Here is a 24,661-nt window from a genome sequence, read left to right as displayed (position 1 = left end):
CTCGGGGTTCTCGCCCGTCAGGGGGATGTTCTGACCCGCGTCAGTGTCTGACTTCGCTGGGTTTCGAGGCGGTCGCAGAACGACCGCACCTCAACCATCGGCAGCGTCACAGTGGCGGAACCGCCCCGGACTTGCACCGGGTTCCTGCGCCGCGGATCAGCAGCACCCTAAGCGGTGACGACGACGCCGTTCCACGGGGTGACCACCAGGTGTCCCTCGAGCGCGTCGGTCAGCGTCGGCGTGAGCACCCCGTCCGGCACCTCGACGTGGACACCGCCGTCGAACGGCCCGTACGGGAGCGGCCCGGCGTTGCGCAGCGTCCGGACGTCGCGGCTGCCGTCCAGCAGCGGCTGGTCCAGCTCGTCGACGTGCCAGGCGGCAGCGTCGCCCGCGCCGCGGCGGTCCAGGAACTCGTGTGCCAGTGCGACCAGCCGCGCGGGGGCCGCATCCAGATCGACCACGTCCCCCCACCCGGCCGAGCCCGCGCGCAGCTGGACCTCGGACTCGCTGACAGCCATCGCTCCCAGGTCGAGGGTGCGGGCCTGGAGGTCACCGCGGCCGTCGTCCAGCACCGTGAGGAACCGGCCGGGCAGCCCCGCGAGGATCGGGTCGGCGCAGACCAGCTCGTCGTACGCACGGGCCAGGTCGCGCAGGTCCGCGACTCCGCCGTTGACCCCGCTCAACGGCGAGAGCATCACGTTGCGGACCAGCTCGTGGGTCGGGTGCGGGAGCAGTCCGGTCGCGACCAAGGCGTCCACGACCTCGCCCGCCAGGTGCCCGTCCACGAGAGGAAGTCCGCGCACCTGGAGGTTCGCGCGGGCGGTCAGGTGCACGTCGCCGTCGCCGTACCGGGCCGCGACCCCGCTCAACGCCTGCAGCTGCTCCGACTCCAGCGCGCCGCCGATCAGGCGCAGCCGGACCAGGCCGCCGTCCTCGGCGGGCCAGGGTCGCAGCACACCGGGGCAGAGGTCGCCGCGGGTGCGGGCGGTCGGGGCGTCAGGCACCCGGCCATTGTTGCCGACCTAGAAGTTCCACCCGTGCACGGCCAGGATCACCGTGGTCAGCAGGATGCCGGCACCGGCCAGCTGCATGTCCCAGCTGGAGCCCTCGTGCTGCTCGCCGTCCTCGTCGTCGCGGAACACCCGGGCCGCGGCCAGGCCGGCCGGGACCAGCGCCGCCGCGAGGAACGCCCAGCGCAACGCAGCGCTCTGGCTGTCCGTGCTGGAGACCGAGAACGCGACGAGCAGGGTGCAGGCCACGACCACCAGGAAGATGTGCGTCACGCCGACCGGCAGCGGGACCTTCACCTGCCAGGCCAGCCCGAAGTAGTCGCGGGCCAGCAGCAGCAGGTCCGGCAACGCGAACAGCAGCACGCCCAGGTACCACTGCCAGCAACCACCGATGAAGGCGTGGCCCAGGAAGGCGAAGACGAAGACCCGGACGAACATGCCGCCGAGCACCGCCCACAGCGCGGTCTCGGGCAGGTCCTCCTGGACCTCGGTCTGCCGCAGCCGCTCGGGCCACCAGACCTCGACCGCCTGGGAGAACAGGACCCGGACTGCGATCGCGGCGACGGCGGCGAGGCCGATCGCGTTCGCGTGTGCGGGGATGCCGGTGTCGCGACCGGCGAAGAGGTCCATCGACTGCGCGATCTTCTGCGCGATCCACCCGCACAGCAGCGAGGTGATCAGCAGGTCGGCAACGCGGTCCCAGCCGTAGCGCAGCGACAGCACGCCGGGTCGGCGGAACGGACGGATCGAGGTCGCGACCAGTGGCAGCGAGGTCCACAGGAAGCCGACCGCGAGCACGGTGAGCGCCGTGTGCTTGTCGGTGAGCACGTCCCCGAGCAGCAGGACGCCGAAGACGACCGAGGCCACGAAGCCGGCGAAGGCGTCGAAGGCGGAGATCACCATCACGCCGACCAGGACCCCGACCTTCGGGGCGAGCGCCGGGCCGCTGACCTGGTTGATCGCGACCAGGCCGAGGGCGGCGCCGGTGAACGGGAACAGCCACCAGAGCGCCCCGAACGCAGCGCGCAGGTCGATGCCGTCCACGGACAGCCGCGCCAGGAACGGGCTGTACCGGTTGAGGAGGCCGGGCATCGTCCGGCTCCAGTAGTCGGTCGCGTCGTGGCCGAAGGCGCGCCAGCTCGGGGAGTTGTCGCCGATGCCGATGCCGCGGCGCTGGGACAGCTCGAAGCCGGCGATCGCGTCGTTCTCGTCGGCGAAGGTGACCGATCGCCCGCCGGTGGCCGCCGAGACGGTGCCCGGGCGGGCCAGTGCGGTGACCGCGAGCGCCAGGATGAGCAGCGCGAGCAGCTCGGAGAACTGGTGGGACAGTCCGTCGAACGCCTTCTTGACCACGGGCGGGGTGACCACGGGCGGGACCTGGACGACCGGCGGCTCGGCCACCGGGGACTCGGTGGCGGTCGGCGTGGGCGTCGCGGTCGGCTTGGGCTTGTGACCGGCCTTCTTGACGATCGTCGTGGTCTGGAACGCGACCGGCGAGATCTTCGTCGGGTCGGTCGGGTCGATCGACCGGGCCGCGATGGTGTGCTTGCCGACGGTGAGCTTGGGCAGCGAGCAGGTCCAGAAGCCGTTGGCACCCGACGAGGTGCAGGTGCTCGTCGGCGAGGCGAAGCTGGTGCCGGAGTCGACCGCGACCTCGATGCGCAGCCCCGCCCGGCCGGCGGTCCCGAAGACCGAGGTGGGCACGTTCTTGGTGTCGTAGCTCGAGGCGCTGGTGATCACCGGGGTCTGGGGGGCGCTGGTGACGGCCACGCTGACGCCGGTCGAGGCGCTGCGCGAGAAGCCGCCGCGCGACTCGGTGACGGTGACGGTGTAGGAGCTGCCGCTGCCCTTGGCGGACTTCAGCGAGCACCGGTACGAGCCGTTCGAGGCGCTGCACGAGGTGCTCGACTGCCCGGCGACCGTGCCGCCGGAGCCGCTGACCCGCGCGTGCACGCTGAAGTCGCTCTGCCCGGAGATGTGGTCGTAGCGACCGCTGACCGAGAAGGTGTCACCCTCGGTCGGGTTGGTGTGGCCCGAGATCCCGAACCGGCTCGAGACCGTGGCGCTGTGCGTCGTCGAGCCGACCGTCTTGCCGCTCTTGGTCGAGCGGGCCGTCACGGTCAGCGTTCCCGGGTTCAGCCGGTAGCTGCCGCCCAGGGTGCACTTGTACGGACCCAGTCCGCCGATCGCACCGGCGGAGACGCAGCTCATCGAGCCGCTGGCGGCGCCGCTGACGCTCGCGGAGAGCGTGCTGTTCTCGACGTTGTTGATGATCCGGACGCTGAACTTGCTCGGCTGGCCCGAGTAGCTCGTCGACGGGACGCTGAAGTAGGGGTCGTTCTGTCCGGCGGAGGCGACCCACGGCAGGCCGAGGATCACCAGGACGGCGAGAACGATTCCCGCGAGCAGTCGTTTCATCGGATCCCTAGCATCATGGCCTGCGTGTTGTTCAAGTACTGATCTTCCCGTGCCAGGCGGCTCCACACGGCAGGTTTGCTCTTTTAAGTATGGCGAAAGGAGTATCTCGGACCATGGACGAGGTCTTGGTCGTGGTGGGCATGTCGTCGCGCGAGGTCTCCGCACGCGACGAGCTGGCCGCGTCCGCGCGAGCCGCAGGAGGCTCGCTGGCGTTCCTCCAGCTCGCCGATCCCAGCCTCTCCCGTGAGCTCACCCGGCTCGCCGACGAGGGGCACCGCAGGATCGTCCTGGTCGGGGTCAGCCTCGGCTCGATGGCGCCGGCGGCGTCGTGGCTGCGCCGGATCGCGGCCGCGTGGTGGCGTGAGCGCGGCCCCGGGGCCCCGGCCGTCGAGGTCGCCACCGCCCTCGCCTCCGGTACGTCGCTCGCCGACCTCGAGCTCGCCCGCGACGTGCTGCGCCCGTTGACCGGGAACGAGGCCGGACTCACCTCCCCAGCGTGGGAGGACGTGCCGGACCACCGCCACCAGGTCCTCCTCTGCCGGGGCCCGCGCTGTTCGGCACTCGGCGCGGACGCCTCGGCCGAGGCCCTGGTCCTGGCGCTGATGCGCGCGGGACTGGGTGACGACGACGTGCTGGTGACCCACACCGGCTGCCAGTTCCCCTGCAACCAGGCGCCGGTGGTCAGCGTCCAGCCCGACGACGTCTGGTACGGCGGTGTGGATCCGGCCACCGCGGAGCGGATCGTGACCGAGCACCTCCTCGGAGGTGAGCCGCTGGCGGAAAAGCGGCTGCCCCGCAGGTCGCTGGTCGGCGATGATCGCTGAGTGCCGACCCTCGCCGACCTGACCTGGCCCAAGCAGACCGCCCGCCTCTCGATCCGGCTCGCCGTTGAGGCGGACCTCGAGCCGATCTGGCAGTACCGCCGGCTGGACCCCGTCGGGATGTGGATGACCGACGCCTCGAAGGACCTCGACGCGTTCGTGGCCAAGTCGACCGAGGTCGACCGGCTCGCGAGCACGCTGATCGTCGAGGCCGACGGCCGGCTCGTCGGAGACCTGATGGTCCGGGTCGAGAGCCCGTGGGCCCAGGGCGAGGTCCAGGACCAGGCCAAGGACACCCAGGCCGAGATCGGGTGGTGCCTCGATCCGTCGGTGCAGGGCCGGGGCTACGGGACCGAGTCCGCGGCCGAGCTGATCCGGATCGGCTTCGAGGACCTCGGGCTGCGGCGCCTCGTCGCCCAGTGCTTCGCCGACAACGAGCCGTCCTGGCGGATCATGGAGCGGCTCGGGATGCGGCGCGAGGCCTACAACGTGAAGGACTCGCTGCACCGCTCGGGTGCGTGGATGGACGGCATGTTCTACGCCCTCCTCGCTGAGGAGTGGCGGGCAGAAGTAGGCTGACCGCTCCACGTCCGTGGGACCAGGAACTCGGTGCAAGTCCGAGACGGTTCCGCCACTGTGACACTTTCGGCTGGGGGTCCAGTCGGTCGCGACTGCGACCGCCGCACCTTTCTGCCGGGGGTGGAGTCAGACACTGTCCACGGACCCACCTTTCTACGAGGGGCGAGAACCCCTCAGGAGGCTCCGTCCGATGGCCCGCATCGCGCTGCTGTCCACGTCCGACACCGATCTGCTCAGTGCCCGTGCCTGCGGTGCGGACTACCTGCTGGCGAACCCGGCCCGGCTCGAGGTTCAGGCGCTCGAGGCGCTGCTGACCGGCGTCGACCTCGTCATCGTCCGACTGCTCGGGACGCCGCGCTCGTGGCAGGACGGCTTCGACGTCGTCCTCGGCCTGGAGATCCCGGTCATCGTGCTCGGCGGGGAGCAGGCGCCGGACGCCTCGCTGATGGAGATGTCCACGGTTCCGGTCGGCATCGCCGCCCAAGCGCACGCCTACCTGGCCCAGGGCGGACCGGCGAACCTGACGAACCTGCACGCGTTCTGCTCGGACACGGTGCTGCTCACCGGTGAGGTCTTCGAGCCGCCGGTGGTGGTGCCGGAGTGGGGCTGGAGCGAACGCCCGGCGCCGAGCGGCGCGGTGGCAACCACCTTCGACCAGCCCGAGCTCGCGCGCATCGGCGTGCTCTTCTACCGAGCTCACGAGACCAGTGGCAACGCGGGGTTCGCGCACGCGCTGGCGGACGCGATCGACGCGACCGGCGAGGCGGTCGGCCTGCCGGTCTTCGCCGGCAGCCTGCGGTCCGCTCCGGACGACCTGTTCGAGGAGCTGGGCAACCTGGACGCCCTGATCGTGACCGTGCTGGCCGCCGGCGGCAGCGTGCCGTCCAGCGCGAGTGCCGGTGGTGACGACGAGGGCTGGGACGTCGAGCGGATCAAGGCCCTCGACATCCCCGTGCTGCAAGGCCTGTGCCTCACCTCCAGCCGCGAGGAGTGGGCGGCGAGCGACGACGGCGTCACCCCGCTGGACTCGGCCAACCAGATCGCGATCCCGGAGTTCGACGGCCGGATCATCACCGTGCCGTTCTCGTTCAAGGAGATCGATCCGGACGGACTCCCGCACTACGTCGCCGACCCCGAGCGCTGCGCCCGGGTGGCCGGTATCGCCGTCGGTCACGCACGGTTGCGCCGGCTCGCCCCGTCGGAGCGCAAGGTCGCGCTGATGCTCTCGGCGTACCCGACCAAGCACAGCCGGGTCGGCAACGCGGTCGGCCTGGACACCCCCGTCTCCGCGATCCGGCTGCTGCGCCGGCTGCGCGAGGACGGCTACGACCTCGGTGAGCCGGGCGGCGAGATCACCCGTTTCCTCGACCTCGAGGACGACACCGAGGCCGGCAACGGCCTCATCCACGCGCTGATCGCGGCCGGCGGCCAGGACGAGGAGTGGCTGACCAACGCGCAGCTCACCGACTCCCACGTCCGGATCGGGGTCGACGACTACACCCGCTGGACGGCCGACCTGCCGCAGGACCTGCGCGAGGACATCGCCGCGGCGTGGGGTCCGGCGCCGGGTTCGCTGTTCGTCAACGACTCCGGCGAGATCGTGCTGGCCACCCTGCGCGCCGGCAACGTGGTGCTGCTCATCCAGCCGCCGCGCGGGTTCGGCGAGAACCCGGTCGCGATCTACCACGACCCCGACATGGCGCCCAGCCACCACTACCTGGCGGCGTACCGGTGGGTCGCGGCACCTGCCAAGAATGGGGGTTGGGGCGCGCATGCCGTCGTGCACCTCGGCAAGCACGGCTCGATGGAATGGCTGCCCGGTAAGAACGCAGCGCTGTCCGCGTCGTGCGCGACCGACGCTGCGATCGCCGACCTGCCGCTGATCTACCCGTTCCTGGTCAACGACCCGGGCGAGGGCGCGCAGGCCAAGCGGCGTGCACACGCCACGATCGTCGACCACCTGGTCCCGCCGATGGCGAGGGCCGAGTCCTACGGAGACATCGCCCGGCTCGAGCAGCTGCTCGACGAGTACGGCAACGTCGCCGCGATGGACCCGGCCAAGCTGCCGGCCCTGCGCGCGCAGATCTGGACGCTGATGCAGGCCGCCCAGATGCACCGCGACCTCGGCCTGGACGAACGGCCCGACGACGAGGAGTTCGACGACTTCCTGCTGCACGTCGACGGCTGGTTGTGCGAGGTCAAGGACGCGCAGATCCGCGACGGCCTGCACGTGCTGGGCCAGGCGCCGGAGGGTGAGGCTCGGGTCAACCTGGTGCTGGCGATCCTGCGGGCGACGCAGATCTGGGGCGGTGAGCACGCCGCGGTGCCGGGGCTGCGGACGGCGCTGGGGTTGAAGGACGGTTCGACCGCCGAGGTCGACGACGTCGAGGAACGAGCCCGGGCGCTGGTCCAGCAGCTCGAGGACGCGGGCTGGGACCCCGGGGCCGTCGACGGTCTGCACGACGACCCTGAGGTACGCCGGGTGCTGACCTTCGCGGCCACCGAGGTCGTGCCGCGGCTGCGCCGGACCACCGACGAGCTCGACGCCGTGCTGCACGCGCTCGAGGGCGGTTACGTCCCGGCTGGTCCGAGCGGCTCGCCGCTGCGTGGCCTGGTGAACGTGCTGCCGACCGGTCGGAACTTCTACACCGTCGACCCGAAGGCGGTGCCCTCGCGGCTCGCCTGGGAGACCGGTGTGGCGATGGCGGACTCGCTGCTCGAGCGGCACCTCGCCGACACCGGCGAGTACCCGCGCTCGGTCGGCCTCTCGGCCTGGGGCACCAGCGCGATGCGCACCAGCGGTGACGACGTCGCCGAGGTGCTGGCGCTGCTCGGCGTCCGACCCAGCTGGGACGAGGCCTCGCGCCGGGTCAACGGCCTGGAGCTGGTCGACCTGACCGAGCTCGGCCGCCCGCGGATCGACGTGACCGTCCGGATCTCGGGCTTCTTCCGGGACGCCTTCCCGCACGTGGTCGCGATGCTCGACGACGCGGTCCGGCTGGCAGCGGAGGCCGACGAGCCGCACGAGCGCAACTACGTGCGGGCGCACGCCCAGGCGGACCTGGCCGAGCACGGCGACGAGCGACGAGCGACCACCCGGATCTTCGGGTCGAAGCCGGGCAGCTACGGAGCCGGCATCCTCCAGGTGATCGAGGCCGGCAACTGGCGTGACGACAACGACCTGGCCGAGGTCTACACGCAGTGGGGTGGCTACGCCTACGGGCGCGGCCTGGATGGCGTCAGCGCGGCCGAGGACCTGCGCAGCAACTACCGGCGGATCTCGGTGGCGGCCAAGAACATCGACACCCGCGAGCACGACATCGCCGACTCCGACGACTACTTCCAGTTCCACGGCGGGATGGTCGCCACGGTCCGCGCGCTGACCGGCACGGCACCGCGCGCCTACGTCGGCGACTCCACCACTCGGGACGCGGTCCGGACGCGGACCCTGTCCGAGGAGACCGCCCGCGTCTTCCGGGCCCGCGTCGTGAACCCGCGGTGGATCGCGGCGATGCAGCGGCACGGCTACAAGGGCGCCTTCGAGCTGGCCGCGACCGTCGACTACCTCTACGGGTTCGACGCCACGGCCGGCGTGGTGCACGACTGGATGTACGAGAAGCTCGCCCAGGAGTACGTCCTGGACGAGACCAACCAGCAGTTCCTCAAGGACGCCAACCCGTGGGCGCTGCGCGGCATCGTCGAGCGGCTGCACGAGGCCGCCGAGCGCGGGCTCTGGGAGGAGCCCGACCCCGAGCTGTTGGGTCAGCTGCAGGCCGTCTACCTCGAGGTGGAGGGTGATCTCGAGGATCGCCATGGCTGACGTCGTGCGGATCATCGGGATCGGCTCCGGCCACCCCGACCACCTGACCAGCGAGGCGGCCGACGCGCTCAGCTCGGTCGCCTACGTCGTCGCGGCGTCCAAGGGCGCGGACGACCCGCTGCTCGCCGTACGGCAGGAGCTCTGCGACCGGTACGGCGTCGAGCTGGTCGCCGTGGCCGATCCCGAGCGCGACCGGGACGCTGCGCACGTCGAGAAGCAGTCCGACTACGACGGCGCGGTGCGGGACTGGCACGCGGCACGCGTCGCGGCGTACCGGGAGGTGCTCGACGCCCGACCCGGACCCGTGGGTTTCCTTGTCTGGGGCGACCCGTCGCTCTACGACTCGACGATCCGGGTCGTCGAGGCGCTCGGCGTCCCGTACGACGTGATCCCCGGCCTGTCCTCGCCCCAGCTGCTCGCCGCGGCGCACGGCATCGTGCTGCACCCGATCGGTCGCCCGGTGCTGATCACCACCGGGCGTCGGCTGGCGGGCGACGTCGCCGCGGGGCACGAGAACCTGGTGGTGATGCTCGACGGCCGGCTGTCGTGCCTGGAGCTCGAGGACCCGCAGGAGTGGCAGATCTGGTGGGGTGCGAACCTCGGCACTCCCTCGCAGCGGTTGGTCCACGGCCGACTCGACGCGGTGGCCGAGCAGCTGGAGAGCGAGCGGACAGCCGCGGCAGCTGCTGGCTGGGTGATGGACACCTACCTGCTGCGTCGGGCCTGAACAGCCCCCCAGTACCGTTCAGACGTGCGAAACCTGTTCAACGCCTACCGGATCCTCGCCCCGATCGTCGGCGTCCTGCTCACCGTGATGTCGGCCGTGGCGCTGCCGATGAAGTACCTGCTCACCGAGGGCAGCAGCGGTCAGAAGTTCGGCGAGGACATCTCGATCGGCTGGGTCTTCCACGGTTGGTTCTACATCGCCTACGTGATCGTGGCGTTCCTCATCGCCCGCCGGGCACGGTGGACGGTCCAGTTCTCCGTGCTGGTGCTGCTCGCAGGACTGATCCCGCTGCTGATCTTCTTCGTCGAGCGGGTCGTCGTGCGCAAGCTCCGCGAGCAGTTCCCCGAGCTGAACGAACCCACGGCCTCAGCGCCGGCGTGACCCCTTCGCCGGCTCGTCCATCGCGTCCGAGAAGAACGAGCTGAGCGAGTCGTCCGGGAACTCCGTGGTCGTGGCCGGGGTGATCGGCGCCTCGCCCTCCAACCGGCTCAGGTCCTCCGGCTCGGGGTCGTGCTCACCGACGGCACCAGGCGGGACCGGGTCGACGTCCAGGTCGAGGTCCGGACCGGGCTGCGGCGGCACCCGATTGCCCGTGGGCTCCGGGGCCTCGTACATCGAGACCGGCGAGACGTTCCGGTTGCGCAACCACTGACCCAGCGCGGTGCCGACACCGGCCAGGACTGCGATCTTGAGGACGGTGCGGCCGCGCTTCTTCTTGGGCTTCGGGCCGACGGGCGACTTGGCGGCTGCGGTGGCCGCGGCGGCAGCGACTGCCTCGCGGGCGTCGTCCAGGCTCGCCCGCGCCTGCGGGACGTACTGCTCCATCATCTGCTTGCGCGCCTTCCGCCCGGCCTTGCGGGCCTGCGGGACGTACTCGGTCACGACCCGCTCGCGCGCCGCCTCGGCGAGCGGAGCCACTTGGTCTACCAGCGCGTTCGCCTGGACGGCTGCGTGGTCGACGAGCGTGGTGGCCTGGCCAGCGGCCTGGTCGATCAGTCGGTGGGCCTTCTTGGTGCGCGACATCGCTGCCTCCTCCTCGGTGGCTCTCTGAGCGACCCATACCCGCGCGATTGCCCGAGCATGCGAGGATCTGGGGGTTCATTCACCCCTGTGGAAGGCAATCCATGTCAGACCTGAAGGCCACGCTGCACACCAACCGCGGCGACATCGTCATCGACCTGTTCCCGAACCACGCACCGGCGACGGTGGAGAACTTCGTGGGCCTCGCTGAGGGCACCAAGGAGTACCAGGCTGACGGCGGCAAGACCGGCAAGTTCTACGACGGCCTCGGCTTCCACCGCGTGATCGACAACTTCATGATCCAGGGCGGCTGCCCGCTCGGCACCGGCACCGGTGGCCCGGGCTACACCTTCAAGGACGAGTTCCACCCGGAGCTGGCCTTCACCAAGCCGTACCTGCTCGCGATGGCCAACGCCGGCCCGGGCACCAACGGCTCGCAGTTCTTCATCACCACCGCGGCGACCACCTGGCTGAACAACAAGCACACCATCTTCGGTGAGGTGGCCGACCAGGAGAGCCGCGACGTGGTCGACGCCATCGGCACCACCGCGACCGGCCCGGGCGACCGCCCGATCGACCCGGTGGTCATCGAGTCCGTGGAGATCACCCGAGGCTGAGCCCGGGTGACACTCCGTTGAGCGATCCCTCGGCGGCCGCGCCCGTCTGCTACCGACACCCGGACCGGGAGACCTGGATCCGGTGCCAGCGCTGCGAGAAGCCGATCTGCCCCGACTGCATGAACTCGGCGGCGGTCGGTTTCCAGTGCCCCTCCTGCGTCAAGGAGGGTGCGAAGTCGGTGCGCACGGCGCGGCTGCCGTACGGCGGGATCCGGGTGGGGAACCCGACCTTGATCACCTCGATCCTGCTCGGGGTGAACATCGTCATCTGGCTCGCGATCCAGGCTGCGGGCGGTGGGAACTCCGTGCTGGCCTCGAAGCTGGCCCTGGTTCCCAACTGGGGTCTGCGGAGCCCTGGGGTCGGAGAGACGGCCGAGGTCGTCGACGGCGTCGCGCACGGTGCCTGGTGGCAGCTCATCACGGCCGACTTCACCCACATCGAGGTCTGGCACATCGCGCTGAACATGATGGCGCTCTACCTGTTCGGCCCAGCGCTGGAGCAGATCCTGGGCCGGCTGCGCTTCCTCACCCTGTACCTCGTGTCCGGTCTCACCGGCTCGGCGGCGGTCATGCTGTTCTCGAACGCGCACGGCGGGACGGTCGGCGCTTCGGGCGCCCTGTTCGGCGTGCTCGGGGCGATGGCCGTGGTCGCCTACAAGACCGGTGGCGACTACCAAGGGCTGCTCAGCCTGCTCGCCATCAACCTGCTGATCACCTTCACGGTGCCGAGCATCTCGTGGCAGGGCCACCTCGGCGGCCTGGTCGGCGGCACGCTGGTCGGAATCGCCATGGTCTACGCGCCGAAGGCCAGGCGGACCCTGGTGCAGTTCACGGTCGCGGGCGCGGTCCTCGCGCTGTCGATCGGGCTGATCGTCGTCCGCGCGCAGTACCTGCACGAGCACGAGTTCTACCCGAAGGACCCCTCCACCTTCAGCCGAGGGCTCCAGTAGTTATCCCCAGCTGTGCACAACCCTGTGGAGAACTACACACGTGTAACTCGCCGGGTCACTCCCACTTGGTGGCGAAGGTGAAGCCCACGGCCATGAAGGCCACGCCGACGATCAGGTTCATCTGGTCGAGCTTGTCCATCACCGGGATGTGCGCGGTGGAGCTCTGCGCCACGAAGTAGTACGTGACGATCCAGGCCAGGCCGAGCAGGAAGCACCCGAGCATCCCGACGACGACGCCGCGGCCGCGACCCATCGGGGTCTTCGGGTGCGCGGAGACGATCAGGCCCAGGAACGAGAGTCCGAACCCGATCAGGTAGTTCCACTTGTGCAGGTCGGACATCCACGGGAACGGCGTGTGCGGCTTCTTGCCGAAGCCCTTGGTCCACTCGGCGGCGTCCATCGCGAAGTTCGTGTAGACGGTGATCCAGGCGATGCCGGCGGCGACGAGCAGCAGCACGACGGCGCAGCGCACCAGGGAGGTCTCGTAGCCGCTGATCGACATCGAGGGGTTGCGGGCGGTGCGCTTGGACACGGTGGAGCTCCAGATCGGTACGGGAGAACTGCTGGGGTCGTCGGTTAGCGTAGTCGGGTGGGACCGGATCGCGAGCCGATGGGGGGCAGCTGGCGCGAGCTGCTCCGTTTTCGGGTCCGGGGCCGCTGGCGCCCGGTGGCGGTCTCGATGTTCGTCGTGGCGGGCCTGCTCTTCGTCACCACCTCGATCAACTCCAAGGGTCTGGACCTGCGCGCGGCCAGCGTGACCGACCTCGACCACGTGGTCCGCGCCGAGCGTGAGCACGTCAACGACCTCCAGTCCCAGGTCTCCGGCCTGAACACGCAGATCAGCGGCCTGAGCCACCAGGTCAACGACTCCCAGGTCACCGAGCTCCAGCACCAGGTCGACCTGCTCCGCGGCCCGAGCGGGTTCTCGCCGGTGACCGGCCCGGGTCTGACCGTCGTCCTCGACGACGCGCCGAAGAGCGAGCTGGACGAGGCTCGGAACAACCCCGACAGCGGGGTCACCCAGGACGAGCTGGTGGTCCACCAGCAGGACATCCAAGCCGTGGTGAACGCGCTCTGGTCCGGGGGAGCCGAGGCGATGACGATCCAGGGCCAGCGGGTGATCTCCACGACCGGCATCAAGTGCGTCGGCAACACCGTGATCCTGCACGGCGTGCCGTACTCGCCGCCGTACCGGATCTCCGCGATCGGCGATGCCTCCGACCTCCAGGCCAGCCTGGACAACAGCGACTACGTGAACGCGTACCTGACCTTCGTCGATGCCTACCAGCTCGGCTACAAGGTCACGGAGAGCTCGTCGCTCGACATGCCTGGTTACACCGGCGCTGCCACCCTGAAGTACGCCCGGCCGGGTCCAGAGCCGACCGACGCACCCCGCTGAGCGGTTCGAGGAGAACCCCATGGCTCATTCGCACTCCCATGCCCATCGGCACGGTCCGTCGTCCGTCGACGTCGCCCGCGGACCGGTCACGGTGCTGCTCACCTTCCTGGCCCTGACCGCCGTGGCGACGGTGATCGGCGTCGTGGCGCTGTGGCCGGACGCGCACGCGGTCGACACGCTGCGCAACCAGGCCCAGTACGCCGCCCCCGGAGTCACCTTCCAGAAGGCGAGGGTGACGGCGGTGCAGAAGCCGTGCCCGCCCGACCAGGGTCAGGGCGATCCGAACACGTCCGGGAGCTCGGCGAGCTGCGGCCAGATCGCCGCGGTGCTCACCGACGGCCCCGAACTGGGTGCGACCGAGAAGGTCGGCGTCCCCACCGCCGTGGCGCAGTCCGGCCTGGCGGCGGGCGACCACGTCCGGCTGGTCCGGATCCCCGGCACGAACGGAGCGCCGGCGACGTACTCGTTCGACGACGTCATCCGGCTCAAGCCGCTGTGGCTGCTGGCCGCGCTGTTCGTCCTGGTCGTCGCCGCGGTGGCCCGCCTGCGCGGCGTGCTGGCCCTGGTCAGCCTCGGCATCGGCGGAGCGGTGCTCTTCAAGTTCATGCTCCCGGCGCTGCTGTCGGGCTCCTCGGGCGTGGCCGTGGCGCTGGTCGGCTCCGCGGCGATCATGTTCGTGGTGCTCTACCTGGCGCACGGCCCGTCGATCCGCACGAGCGCCGCCCTGGCCGGCACGTTGCTCGGGGTCGGGGTGACGGCGGCCGTCGGTCAGCTCGCCATCCACGGCGCGACGCTGTCCGGGTTCGGTGACGAGAGCGCCGGGCTGCTCTCGGCGTTCGCCGACAACCTGTCGTTCCAGGGGCTGCTCACCTGCGCGCTGGTCGTCGCCGGGCTCGGCGTCCTCAACGACGTGACCATCACCCAGGCCTCGGCCGTCTGGGAGCTGCGCGAGGCCGGACCCGACCTGTCGCGCCGCACGCTGTTCACCAGCGCGATGCGGATCGGGCGGGACCACATCGCCTCGACGATCTACACGATCGTGTTCGCCTACGCGGGCAGCGCGCTGGCGGTCCTGCTGCTGCTCTCGCTCTACGACCGGCCGCTGGTCGAGCTGCTGTCCTCGGAGAGCATCTCCGAGGAGATCGTCCGGACGCTGGCCAGCGGCATCGGCCTGGTGCTCGCCGTGCCGATCACGACCGCGATCGCGGCGCTGACCGTGGTCGGACCACGGTCAGCGCCGGCGGACCGCTAAGGAGTCGGCGTCTCGGTCGGGGTGTCGGTCGGACTCTCGACCGGCGGCGCGGTGAAGCTCGAGACGAGCAGCGTGATCACCGTGCCGCGGTTCTGCGTGCTGCCGGCCGGCGGGCTCATCTGGGTCACCGTCCCGGACGGCTCCGTCGACTGCGAGTCGGGCAGCGTGCTGACCTGGTAACCGGCGTCCTTGAGGATCTGGGTCGCTTCCTCGACGGTCTTGCCCACCACGTCCGGCACCGCCTTCGGGCCGGCGGAGAAGTAGACGATGACCTTGCTGCCGGCGCTGACCTTGGTGCCGACGTCGGGGTTCACGGCCAGGACGTCGTCCTTGTTCTCGTCCGACGTCTTCTGCCGCAGGTCCACCTTGAGACCGAGGTCCTCCAGCTGCTGGGCGGCGGCGTTCTTGTTGTCCCCGATGATGTCCGGGATCTCGACGTCCGGCTTGCCGGTGGACACGGTCAGGTCGACCGCGGTCTTCGGATCGATGAAGCTCTGGTTGTCGGGGTCGGGGCTCTGCGAGATCACCTTCCCCTTCTCGACCGTGTCGCTGGCTTCCTCGGTGACCTGGCCGACGGTGAGCCCGGCGTCCTTGATCTTCGCCTCCGCGTCGGCCTGGGACAGCCCGACGACGTGCGGGTTCGACACCTTCTGCGGCGAGGAGCCGATCAGGTGCGGGATCAGCAGGATCGCGCCGACGATCGCGGCGACGAGCAGCAGTCCGAGCAGCACCAGCGGGCCGGTGCGGTTCTTCCGGTCCTCCTCGGCCCAGTCGCCTGCACCCGGCACGACCGAGGTCGCAGCGGTGTCGTAGGCAGCGACCGGAGGCGGGACGAACGCGGGCACCGGCTCTGCGACGACGGGCGGCGCCTGCACCGGACGGCCGGCGAGGAACCGGTCGATGTCCTCCTTCATCGCGGCGGCGCTCTGGTAGCGGTCCTCGAGGCGCTTGGCCAGCGCCTTGGCGACGATCGCGTCGACCTCCGGCGGCAGGTCCGCGTCCAGCGACGACGGCGTCGGCGCCTGCTCACGCACGTGCTGGTAGGCCACGGCCACCGGGGAATCGCCGACGAACGGCGGCCGACCGGTGAGCAGCTCGAAGAGCAGGCACCCGGTGGAGTAGACGTCCGAGCGCGAGTCCACGGTCTCGCCGCGCGCCTGCTCCGGGGAGAGGTACTGCGCGGTGCCGACCACGGCCGCGGTCTGCGTCATGGTGCTCTGCGCGTCGGAGACGGCGCGGGCGATCCCGAAGTCCATCACCTTCACGTCGCCGGCCGGCGTGAGCATCACGTTCCCGGGCTTGATGTCGCGGTGGATGATGCCGGCGCGGTGGCTGTAGTCCAGGGCGCCGAGCACACCGGAGGCGATCTCCAGGGCACGCTCGGGCAGGATCTTGCGTCCCTCGCGGAGGATCTCGCGCAGGGTCCGGCCCGCGACGTACTCCATCACGATGTACGGCTGCGCGACGTTGGTGCCGTCCTCGGACAGCTCCTCGCCGGTGTCGTAGACCGACACGATGGCCGGGTGGTTCAGCGACGCGGCCGACTGGGCCTCGCGGCGGAACCGGGCCTGGAAGGTGGCGTCACTGGCGAGGTCGGTGCGCAGGCGCTTGACCGCGACCGTCCGGCCCAGCCGGATGTCGGTGCCCTTGCGCACCTCAGCCATCCCGCCGCGGCCGAGCATCTCGCCCAGCTCGTAGCGTCCGCCGACGCGCTGCTGTTCAGACATCGAGTCCCCTCATCTTTGCTTCCCTTTGTACTGGCCTGCTCGTGCCGAGCAGAAGACTTTTCTGGTGGCTCACGGGTTCAGCACCGCCTCGATGACGCGCTTGGCGATGGGGGCCGCAAGTCCGTTGCCGGAGATCGCGTTGCGGTCCACGCCCGCGTCCTGGATCAGCACCGCGACCGCGATCCGGGCGTCGTCGGCCGGGGCGAAGGACACGAACCACGCGTACGGCGGCCGGCTCGGCGCGCTCTGCGCGGTACCGGTCTTGCCCGCCACCTTGATGCCCGGGATCTGCGCGTTGACCCCGGTGCCGTTGTCGACGACCGAGACCATCATCTGGGTCAGCTGCCGCGCGACCGACGGGCTGACCGCCTCGGGGTTGAGCGCCTCGGGCTTGGTCGTCTTGATCACGTCGAGGTCGGCCGAGCGGATCTCGTCGACCAGGTACGGCTTCATCAGCCGGCCGTTGTTCGCGATCGCGGACGCGACCATCGCCATCTGCATCGGGGTGGCCGCGACGTTCGACTGGCCGATCGCGGTGAACGCGGTCTGCGGCTTGTCGATCGGGACCGGGTTGCCGTCCTTGTCCCTGGCCTGCATCACGCTGACGGCCATCCGGGTCAGCGGGTCGTCGAGGTCCTTGAACGGCGCCTGGCCCCAGCCGAACTTCTCGGCCTGCTTGATGAGCGCGTCGGGGCCGAGCTTGAGCCCGACCGAACCGAAGGCCACGTTGCAGGAGACGTCCAGCGCGCGGGTCAGCGTGATCTTCGCGCCGCCGCAGCCACCGCGACTCTCGTTGACCAGGTTCTTCGAGGTCAGCGGCAGGTCCAGGCTGGCGCCGCCGTCGACCATCGTGCTCGGGGTGTACTTGCCGCTCGAGAGCGCCGCAGCCGCGGTGACGAGCTTGAAGGTCGAGCCTGGAGGCAGCCTCTCCTCGATCGCCCGGTTGTTCAGCGGGCTGAGCGGGTCGTCGATGAGCTTCTGGTAGTAGTGGCCGGCCGAGGTGAAGTTGTGGGCGTGGGTCGCGAGCCGGTTCGGGCTGAAGCTCGGGCTCGAGACCATCGCGAGCACCCGGCCGGTCGCCGGCTCGATCGCGACCACGGCGCCGCGCACCTGCGTGCCGAGAGCCCGCAGCCCGTCGTACGCCGCCTTCTGCGCCTTCGCGTTGAGGGTCAGGCTGACGTTGCCGCCCTGCGGGGTCTCGTTGCCGAGCAGGTCGATGACGCGGTTCACGAACAGGTTCGGCGCGTCCCCGGTCAGGACGTCGTTCTGGCTGGACTCGATGCCGCCCAGGTTGAGGTTGCGCGCGAAGTAGCCCGAGATGTGCGCGTACTCCGCGCCGTCCGGGTAGACGCGCAGGAAGTCGTAGCGGTCGTCGGACTTGCGGCTCAGCGCGATCGCCCGGTTGCCCACCAGGATCTTGCCCCGCGGCTCGGAGAACGCGGCGTCCTTCACCCGGTTGTTGTCCGGGTGCTTGGACAGCGAGGTCAGGTTGTCGGCCTGCAGGTACTGCAGGTACGTCGCGTTTATCATCAGCGCCAGGAACAGCACCATCACCGCGATCGCCACGTTGCGGATCGGGCGGTTCATCGCAGACTCACCACCTGGGTGGCGTCCATGTCGGCTCCGTCGTCGAAGAACTCCGGCGGTGGGCGCCGGGCCTGATCGGAAACGCGGATGAGCAGGGCTATCAGGGCCCAGTTCGCCACCAGGCTGGATCCGCCCTGGGACAGGAACGGGGTGGTCAGGCCGGTCAGCGGGATCAGCTTGGTGACGCCGCCGATGACGACGAAGACCTGGAGCGCGAAGACCGTCGCCAGTCCGGTGGCCATCAGCTTGCCGAAGTTGTCGCGGCAGATCAGTGCGGTGCGCAGGCCGCGCTCGACGATCAGCGCGTACAGCAGCACGATCGCGATGACGCCGGTCAGACCGAGCTCCTCGCCGAGCGAGGGCAGGATGAAGTCGGACCACGAGATCGGGGTGTTCTGCGGCGAGCCCTGACCCAGGCCGCGACCGGTCAGCCCGCCCCAGCCCATCCCGAACAGGCCTTGCCGGATCTGGTAGGTGCCGGTGACCGCCTCACCGCTCGGGGTGTTCGCGAAGGGGTGCAGCCAGGCCTCGACCCGCACCTGGACGTGCGCGGTGACCAGGTAGCCGAAGTAGGCGCCGACCACGAACATCGTCCCGCCGACGACCAGCCAGCCGGGGCGCTCGGTGGAGACGTAGAGCATCACCAGGAACAGGCCGAAGAAGAGCAACGAGGAACCGAGGTCGTTCTGGAAGACGAGGATGGCGAGGCTGACCGCCCACATCGCCAGGATCGGCCCGAGGTCGCGGCCCCGGGGCAGGTCCACGAACAGCACGCGGCGGCCGGCCAGCGCCAGGGCGTCGCGGTAGAGGACCAGGTAGCCGGCGAACGCGATCACCAGGAGCAGCTTGGCGATCTCACCCGGCTGGAAGCTGAACCCGGCGATGCCGATCCAGATCCGGGCGCCGTTGACGGTCTTCCCGATCCCGGGCAGCAGGGGCAGCAGCAGCAGCACCAGGGCGCTGAACCCGGCGGTGTAGGTGAAGGCCTGGAGTCGCCGGTGGTCGCGGATGGCGACCAGCACGACGATGAAGAGCAGCACCCCGAGCGTCATCCACATCAGCTGGCTCGGCGCGAACTCGTGCGAGCCGGGAGTGCGCGCCTGCCGGCCCAGGTCGATCCGGTGGATCATCGCCAGCCCGAGGCCGTTCAGCGCCGAGACGATCGGCAGCAGGATCGGGTCGGCGTACGCGGCCTTGATCCGGACCGTCACGTGCGCGGCCACGACGAGCGCGGTGAGGATGCCGCCGTAGGTGTAGATGTCGGCCGGGACCTTGCCCTGGGCGCCGAGACCGACGGCGGCGTAGGCGCCGATGCCGACGGCCAGACTGAGCAGCAGCAGGAAGAGCTCGGCACCGCGCCGGCTGCGGTGCACGAACTCCATCAGCGGCCCCGGCTTGCGTGCCGAGGTCCCCGAGGTGGCGGCTGCGGAGCTCATGACGCTCCCGGGCAGTCCAGGACGGCCGGGTCGCCGGTCCAGTAGGTCAGCGGGTGCGGGGGTGCGGGCATGCCCGCGGTGCTGAAGGTCTCCACCGTGACCTGGTGCAGGCCGAGCAGCTGCAGCTTGCCCTGGACCTTGGACTTCAAGGTCTGCGTCGACGGCGTGGACGGCTCCGCGCAGACCGGGTTCAGCCCGGCGGCGTACACGCGCGCCTTCTCCAGGCTGCTGAAGTCCTTGCCGCTGCGGACGTCGTCGGCGAAGGCCTGGATGTCGCTCAGCTTGATGTCGGTGCGCTCGACGAGGTGGTTGAGGTCGACGACCGGGACGTCGAAGTTCACGCCCTTGAAGATCGCCACGTTGCCGTGGTCGTCGCTCACGAAGTAGCGGGTCTGGGAGTAGCGGTAGGCGCCGTAGCCGGCGCCGCCGATCAGGGCCAGCAGCACGAGCAGCACGATCAGGCGGCGACCCCAACGACCGCGCGGTGGTGCCTGCGGCGCGTAGCGGAGCTCCTCCGGGTCGATCTCGTGCGCGGCGAGCCCGGCGAGGTCCGACTCCGAGAGGTTGCCGGTGTGATCGTTGACGATCGACCGGTGCGGGGCCAGGGCTGCGGCGCCGACGAGCTGCGGGGCGACGTCGCCCTCTCCCTCGGTGACCTCGGCGACCAGGACGGTGACGTTGTCAGAGCTACCGGCGTCCAGCGCCGAGCGGACCAGGCGCGCACAGACGTCCTCGAGCGGTTCGCCGGCCATCAGTGCCGCCATCTGCTCGGTGCTCAGCGACCCCGAGCACCCGTCGGAGCAGAACAGCACCCGGTCGCCGGCACGGACCTCGACCGGGAACAGGTCGGGCTCGGGCTCGTGCACTCCGTCGACGGCACGCAGGATCAGGTTCCGGTGCGGGTGTACCCGCGCCTCCTCCTCGGTGATCCGGCCCTCGTCGACCAGGCTCTGCACCAGGGTGTGGTCGCTGGTGATCTGCGTCAGGACGCCGTCGCGCAGCAGGTAGGCGCGGCTGTCGCCGACGTGCGCGACCTGGAGGTGGGTGCCGTCGAAGACCGCGGCGCTGACGGTCGTGCTGGTGCCGTCGAGCTCGCGGTGCTGCTCGACGATCTCGGCGAGCCGGTCGTGCGCCAGGTGCAGGGTGGCGGACAGCTGGCTGAGCGCGTCGTTGCCCGGCGGGACGTCGAGGGTCCGCATCGCGTCCACGGTCGCGCTGCTGGCGATGTCACCGCGGGCCGCGCCGCCGACGCCGTCGGCGACCAGGATCAGGTGCGGTCCGACGTACCCGGAGTCCTGGTTGTCCTTCCGGACACGACCGACGTCCGAGAGGGCGGCGAAGCGCAGCGCCAGAGTCATTCCTGGGTCACTTCCGCATTTCCAGGATCGTCTTGCCGATCCGGATCTGGGTGCCCAGCGAGATCGCGGTCGCCTGGGTGATCCGGCTGCTCCCGACGTAGGTGCCGTTCGTCGAACCGAGGTCCTCGACGTACCACTGGTCACCGGAGACGGCGATGCGCGCGTGCCGGGTGGAGACGTAGTCGTCGTCGAGACGGATCGCCGCGTCGTTGCCGCGACCGATGAGCAGCGGGGCGTTCGCGAGCGAGACGACCTCACCGGCGTTGCCACCCTCGAGGATGGCCACCGAGGTCGGGTCGCCCTTGCGCGGCTTGGCGGGCTTGGAGCGGGTCGGCTTGGCCGCCTTGCGCTCCTGACCGCCGGCGGTGCGTGCCGCACGGGCACCGAACATGTCGGTCCGGATCACCGAGATCGTGGCCAGCACGAAGATCCACAGCACGGCGAGGTAGCCGAAGCGGATCAGGACCAAGGACAGCTCGGACATCTACACCTGCCTCTGGTGCAGGGTGATCGTGGTGTTGCCGACCCGGATCACTGCTCCGTCGGAGATCGCCGCGTTCTCGACGCGCTTGCCGTTGACCAGGACCCCGTTCGTCGAGCCGAGGTCGTGCACGCTGACCCGGGGGCCGCTGTCGTCCTGGGTGACCCGGATCTCGATGTGCCGGCGGGAGACGCCCGGGTCGTTGACGCGGAGGTCGGCGTCGTTGCCGCGCCCGACGACGATGCCCGGCGGTGCGAGCGGCAGCCGCTCGCCGTTGACCTCGAGGAACGCGGTCGCCCGGCGCACCTGGGTCTCGCTGGCCTCGGGCGCCGCCGAGCTGACCTTGGCCATCGCCTGGCTGCGCACCCGGAACCGGCCGGTCGTCAGGTCGTCGGCGACCTCGAGGGTGATGCTCACCGGCCCGGTGAAGACGTAGGACTGCGCGGCGGCGTGCTCCTTGAGCAGACCGATCAGCTCGTCGGTCAGCGCCGAGCCGAGCGAGGAGAGCCGGGAGTGGTCCGGCTCGGAGAGCTCGACGTGGAAGTCGTTGGGGGCCAGCCGGCGGTCGCGGCTGAGCACCTGGGCGGAGTTGTCGACCTCACGCGCCAGCGCCGAGGAGATCTCGACCGGCTGCACCGCGCTGCGGAAGGTGCGCGCGAAGACGCCGGAGATCATCTGCTCGAGACGGTTCTCGAAGCGTTGCAGGCCGCTCAGCTGTTTCGCCCCCTTTCAGCACATGCGTCAGCGCGTGGCCGGTTTCCACGTGGTCGGTTTGATCGTATCGGGCGCGGCGTCGCGAGTGGTTCCACCCGGTTTGGGCGCGCGGGGCGGTCTGGGATAACCTGTGCCCGCTTCTTTTGCGCGAGTGGCGGAACGGCAGACGCGCTGGCTTCAGGTGCCAGTGTCCGAAAGGGCGTGGGGGTTCAAATCCCCCCTCGCGCACGTTGAAACGGGGAGTTCCCCGTTTACTGTGAACCGGCCCGGGAGGGTGACTTCCTCAGGGCCGGTTCGCTGTTTCCAGGGTCGGTACGGACGACGTCGCTGGTCCTCGGTGCCGGCGGAACGTGACCGAGCCGGGCCCGGGGAGGTCTCGCTCCTCGAGACCGGCCCGGTTGCGACCGTCAGCTCAGCCGCGGGGCGGGAACGGGTCGTTCCCGTAGGAGTCGCGCTCCCGGATCTGCCCGTCGCGACCGTGAAGGAAGAACTCTGCACCTTCGCGCTTCGCGGTGCCGCGGCCCGACTGCTCGGCCGATGACTGGGTGTCGTGGACCGACGAGGCACGGTCCGCGTTGTCCCGGATGACGTTCCACCGCCCGTCATCTCGAGGGGTCACGTGAACCCCGGGGGTCTTGCTCATCTGAACCTCCATCTGGAAGCAGGCGCCCGCTCTGGGTCCCTGACGGCATCTGCCGCAACGCCAGTCTCACACCCACCACCGACACTTCTGCTTCACTTTCAAACAAAATCGTCGCAACACGCCAGCGCACGTCGCGACGCAACGGTCGCGCCTGTGCTTACATGAGTTCGTGAACAAGCGGATGGAGGCGGCCGAGACGGCCGCATACGCGGCGGCAGAGCTGATGACCGAGGTCGGGCTCACCCGCGTCCTCGGCGACCTCGTGAGCGAGGTCTGGGGTGCGAACCTCGAGCGGTACGAGCCCGAGGAGCGCGGCGACACCACCAAGTCCCTCGGCTTCCAGTGCAGCGAGAACATCCGTGAGATCGCCGTCCGCCGCATCCAGGGCGGCGACCTCGCCGCCCCCGAGGACCACTGGGACGTCCCTGGCCTGCAGTTCACCACCCCGCGCGGCGTCCTGACGCTGCACCTGCCCGGTCTCGAGATTGTGCTCATGAAGGTGCCCTACGCCCACGGCCGCAGCCCCATCTGGGAGCAGTTCCCGAACTGGGAGACCTCGAGCCAGATCCGTGACGGCATCGCCAAGGACAACGCCCGCGTCCTCGGCGGGTCCATGCTCCAGAGCGAGACCCAGAGCGAGCTCGAGTTCCCCGAGGACACCCCGATCGGCGTCGTCCGCCGCATGATGGTCGTCTGGGCGGGCGAGCCCGACGCCAGCCTGACCTCGGCCTGGCTCACCGTCCCGGTCTCCTGGTCCACCATGACGTTCGCGGCCAAGACGCCGCTGTGGCGCGACGAAGCCGGCGACAGCCCGAGCAAGCCGGTCCGCACCCCGAAGTACGACGGCCCGAGCTTCGACCAGCAGCCGGCCGTCGAGCCCCAGATCGCGATGAAGCCGCGCCCGGTGGCCGAGGGTGAGGCGTGAACGGCCCCGTAAAGCAGCCAGCCGCCTCGACCGACTTCGACGGAACGCGGCTGACCGTTGCCCGCCGCCTCCGTGGGAAGACGAAGTCGGCGCTGGCCCGCGAAGTGGACCTCACGCCCACCGCCATCGCTCAGTTTGAGAAGGGCCCGGCGAACCCGTCCCAGGCGGTCCTCGCGAAGATCTGCATGGCGCTGGGGATGCCGCGTGAGTTCTTCGGTGCAGGCCACCCGCTGACGCTGCTCCCAGCATCGGACGCGCACTTCCGCTCACTGCGCTCCACGTCCGCGGTCGAAAGGGAACGTGCGCTCGCGTACGGCGAGCTCAGTCTCGAGATCGTCCAGCTCATCGAGGACTACGTCGAACTCCCGACCACCGAACTACCCGACTTCGCTGTCCCCGAGGACATCACCACCGAGACAATTGGCGCCGCCGTCGCGGAGGTGAAGTCCGCGTGGGGCGTGCCCTCCGGCCCCATCGGGAACATGGTTCAGCTGCTCGAGTCCCACGGCATCGTGACCCTGCGCCTACCTATCCACACCGACCGGAAGGTCGATGCGTTCTCCACCAACGCCGGCCACCGACCGCTCGTGTTCCTGAACCCCGGTAGTGACGACCGTGCACGCAGTCGGTTCGATGCCGCACACGAACTCGGCCACCTGATCCTTCACCCCGACACCGAGCCCGGGTCGAAGATCATCGAGAACCAAGCCCACGCCTTCGCAGCCGAGTTCCTGATGCCGGCCGCCGAGATCGGGCCACTGCTCCCCCGCCGCATCGACTGGCCCACGTTCCACCAACTCAAGAGGGACTGGGGCGTCAGCCTGCGAGCCCTCGTGTTCCGAGCCCACGCCCTCGGCAAGCTGTCCCAAGCGTCCTACCGGCGAGCCAACCAGCAGCTTTCGATGTGGGGCCTCCCCGAACCGGGCGAACTCGGACGTGCAGAGTCACCGCAACTCCTCGGGAAGGCAACCGACCTCCTTGCCGCCCACGAGATCGACCTGGACGGCATCCTCACCGCCCGCCGCATCGTTGCCGACGTCACCGCGGACATCCTCGCCTCGGGCACCGACGACAAACCCAAGCTCTCGTTCGACTAGACGATGCCAGCAACCGACGGAACGTCTCCGCGGCGAAGACGCCCTCGCGTCGCTGCTGTACGGCCCCTCTACTGAACGGC

At 70.1% G+C, this 24,661-nt stretch carries 22 protein-coding genes, 1 tRNA gene and 2 riboswitches; of the genes, 12 read left to right on the top strand and 11 right to left on the bottom strand.

From position 1 onward, the window contains the following. Positions 1 to 3 precede the first annotated feature (3 nt). Positions 4 to 186: riboswitch (cobalamin riboswitch) on the bottom strand. Both EFL95_RS18195 and EFL95_RS18190 read right to left on the bottom strand, forming a co-directional pair. Continuing rightward, on the bottom strand, positions 168 to 1,004 hold the full coding sequence (locus EFL95_RS18195) for a nitrite reductase (protein WP_183407259.1): 837 nt from the start codon (positions 1,002 to 1,004) through the stop codon (positions 168 to 170). Its footprint overlaps the riboswitch before it by 19 nt. Before the next feature lie 18 nt (positions 1,005 to 1,022). Then, positions 1,023 to 3,428 carry a hypothetical protein gene (locus tag EFL95_RS18190; RefSeq protein WP_123235538.1) on the bottom strand — a complete coding sequence of 802 codons (2,406 nt, stop codon included), beginning with the start codon at positions 3,426 to 3,428 and terminating at the stop codon, positions 1,023 to 1,025. Positions 3,429 to 3,541: 113 nt separating this feature from the next. On the opposite strand from EFL95_RS18190, the gene EFL95_RS18185 reads away from it, so the two are divergent. From EFL95_RS18185 to EFL95_RS18165, 5 genes are all read left to right on the top strand, one after another. After that, a complete protein-coding gene (locus EFL95_RS18185; protein WP_221176500.1) occupies positions 3,542 to 4,252 on the top strand; it encodes a (2Fe-2S) ferredoxin domain-containing protein in 711 nt (236 codons plus the stop codon). Continuing rightward, on the top strand, positions 4,253 to 4,828 hold the full coding sequence (locus EFL95_RS18180; protein ID WP_123235537.1) for a GNAT family N-acetyltransferase: 576 nt from the start codon (positions 4,253 to 4,255) through the stop codon (positions 4,826 to 4,828). Then, a riboswitch (cobalamin riboswitch) is annotated at positions 4,826 to 4,984 on the top strand. Its footprint overlaps the gene before it by 3 nt. Positions 4,985 to 5,018: 34 nt before the next feature. After that, positions 5,019 to 8,648, top strand: coding sequence for a cobaltochelatase subunit CobN (gene cobN / locus EFL95_RS18175; protein WP_123235536.1), 3,630 nt, complete (start codon positions 5,019 to 5,021; stop codon positions 8,646 to 8,648). After that, positions 8,641 to 9,375 (top strand): precorrin-6A synthase (deacetylating), encoded by a 735-nt coding sequence (cobF, locus tag EFL95_RS18170; RefSeq protein WP_123235535.1) that lies wholly within the window; start codon positions 8,641 to 8,643, stop codon positions 9,373 to 9,375. Before cobN ends, cobF begins: the two co-directional genes overlap by 8 nt. 24 nt (positions 9,376 to 9,399) lie before the next feature. Further along, entirely contained in the window at positions 9,400 to 9,756 is a 357-nt protein-coding gene (locus EFL95_RS18165; RefSeq protein WP_123235534.1) for a DUF3817 domain-containing protein, read from the top strand. Here EFL95_RS18165 and EFL95_RS18160 read toward each other — a convergent pair. After that, positions 9,742 to 10,398, bottom strand: coding sequence for a hypothetical protein (locus tag EFL95_RS18160; RefSeq protein WP_123235533.1), 657 nt, complete (start codon positions 10,396 to 10,398; stop codon positions 9,742 to 9,744). The two genes, EFL95_RS18165 and EFL95_RS18160, sit on opposite strands and share 15 nt — an antisense overlap. Positions 10,399 to 10,499: 101 nt before the next feature. Here EFL95_RS18160 and EFL95_RS18155 point away from each other — a divergent pair, with 101 nt between their 5' ends. Together EFL95_RS18155 and EFL95_RS18150 are read left to right on the top strand one after the other, a co-directional pair. Further along, positions 10,500 to 11,012, top strand: coding sequence for a peptidylprolyl isomerase (locus EFL95_RS18155; protein ID WP_123235532.1), 513 nt, complete (start codon positions 10,500 to 10,502; stop codon positions 11,010 to 11,012). 17 nt (positions 11,013 to 11,029) lie between these two features. Then, positions 11,030 to 11,962 (top strand): rhomboid family intramembrane serine protease, encoded by a 933-nt coding sequence (locus tag EFL95_RS18150; protein ID WP_246005041.1) that lies wholly within the window; start codon positions 11,030 to 11,032, stop codon positions 11,960 to 11,962. A gap of 55 nt (positions 11,963 to 12,017) precedes the next feature. Here the strand turns inward: EFL95_RS18150 and EFL95_RS18145 are convergent, their stop codons facing one another. After that, complete coding sequence (locus EFL95_RS18145) at positions 12,018 to 12,494, bottom strand: cell division protein CrgA (protein ID WP_246005040.1); 477 nt, start codon at positions 12,492 to 12,494, stop codon at positions 12,018 to 12,020. Positions 12,495 to 12,551: 57 nt separating this feature from the next. On the opposite strand from EFL95_RS18145, the gene EFL95_RS18140 reads away from it, so the two are divergent. Then, complete coding sequence (locus EFL95_RS18140; RefSeq protein ID WP_148045102.1) at positions 12,552 to 13,361, top strand: DUF881 domain-containing protein; 810 nt, start codon at positions 12,552 to 12,554, stop codon at positions 13,359 to 13,361. A gap of 19 nt (positions 13,362 to 13,380) precedes the next feature. Beyond that, on the top strand, positions 13,381 to 14,613 hold the full coding sequence (locus tag EFL95_RS18135) for a YibE/F family protein (protein ID WP_123235530.1): 1,233 nt from the start codon (positions 13,381 to 13,383) through the stop codon (positions 14,611 to 14,613). Here EFL95_RS18135 and pknB read toward each other — a convergent pair. The 6 genes from pknB to EFL95_RS18105 form a co-directional block, all read right to left on the bottom strand. Beyond that, on the bottom strand, positions 14,610 to 16,340 hold the full coding sequence (pknB, locus tag EFL95_RS18130) for a Stk1 family PASTA domain-containing Ser/Thr kinase (protein WP_123235529.1): 1,731 nt from the start codon (positions 16,338 to 16,340) through the stop codon (positions 14,610 to 14,612). The two genes, EFL95_RS18135 and pknB, sit on opposite strands and share 4 nt — an antisense overlap. Positions 16,341 to 16,409: 69 nt before the next feature. Beyond that, entirely contained in the window at positions 16,410 to 17,927 is a 1,518-nt protein-coding gene (locus tag EFL95_RS18125) for a peptidoglycan D,D-transpeptidase FtsI family protein (RefSeq protein ID WP_123235528.1), read from the bottom strand. Continuing rightward, the gene (locus EFL95_RS18120) at positions 17,924 to 19,309 is read right to left on the bottom strand and encodes an FtsW/RodA/SpoVE family cell cycle protein (protein WP_425463977.1); all 1,386 of its coding nucleotides are present in this window, start codon (positions 19,307 to 19,309) and stop codon (positions 17,924 to 17,926) included. The genes EFL95_RS18125 and EFL95_RS18120 overlap by 4 nt, the downstream gene beginning before the upstream one ends. A gap of 50 nt (positions 19,310 to 19,359) precedes the next feature. Then, complete coding sequence (locus tag EFL95_RS18115; protein ID WP_123235526.1) at positions 19,360 to 20,721, bottom strand: PP2C family protein-serine/threonine phosphatase; 1,362 nt, start codon at positions 20,719 to 20,721, stop codon at positions 19,360 to 19,362. A gap of 7 nt (positions 20,722 to 20,728) precedes the next feature. After that, positions 20,729 to 21,205 carry an FHA domain-containing protein FhaB/FipA gene (locus EFL95_RS18110; protein WP_123235525.1) on the bottom strand — a complete coding sequence of 159 codons (477 nt, stop codon included), beginning with the start codon at positions 21,203 to 21,205 and terminating at the stop codon, positions 20,729 to 20,731. After that, entirely contained in the window at positions 21,206 to 21,907 is a 702-nt protein-coding gene (locus EFL95_RS18105; protein ID WP_342773226.1) for an FHA domain-containing protein, read from the bottom strand. It abuts the gene before it with no gap. A 154-nt stretch (positions 21,908 to 22,061) separates the two neighbouring features. Here EFL95_RS18105 and EFL95_RS18100 point away from each other — a divergent pair. Next, positions 22,062 to 22,144: transfer RNA gene (locus EFL95_RS18100), tRNA-Leu, on the top strand. 184 nt (positions 22,145 to 22,328) lie between these two features. Here EFL95_RS18100 and EFL95_RS18095 read toward each other — a convergent pair. Further along, complete coding sequence (locus EFL95_RS18095) at positions 22,329 to 22,559, bottom strand: DUF2188 domain-containing protein (RefSeq protein WP_123235523.1); 231 nt, start codon at positions 22,557 to 22,559, stop codon at positions 22,329 to 22,331. A gap of 169 nt (positions 22,560 to 22,728) precedes the next feature. On the opposite strand from EFL95_RS18095, the gene EFL95_RS18090 reads away from it, so the two are divergent. Then, the gene (locus EFL95_RS18090; RefSeq protein WP_123235522.1) at positions 22,729 to 23,484 is read left to right on the top strand and encodes a hypothetical protein; all 756 of its coding nucleotides are present in this window, start codon (positions 22,729 to 22,731) and stop codon (positions 23,482 to 23,484) included. Continuing rightward, positions 23,481 to 24,581 carry an XRE family transcriptional regulator gene (locus tag EFL95_RS18085; RefSeq protein ID WP_123235521.1) on the top strand — a complete coding sequence of 367 codons (1,101 nt, stop codon included), beginning with the start codon at positions 23,481 to 23,483 and terminating at the stop codon, positions 24,579 to 24,581. The genes EFL95_RS18090 and EFL95_RS18085 overlap by 4 nt, the downstream gene beginning before the upstream one ends. Positions 24,582 to 24,661 lie beyond the last annotated feature (80 nt).

The sequence above is a fragment of the Nocardioides marmorisolisilvae genome, assembly GCF_003725775.1.
Taxonomy (GTDB): domain Bacteria; phylum Actinomycetota; class Actinomycetes; order Propionibacteriales; family Nocardioidaceae; genus Marmoricola; species Marmoricola marmorisolisilvae.
This window is presented reverse-complemented; position numbering and strand designations above follow the sequence as displayed.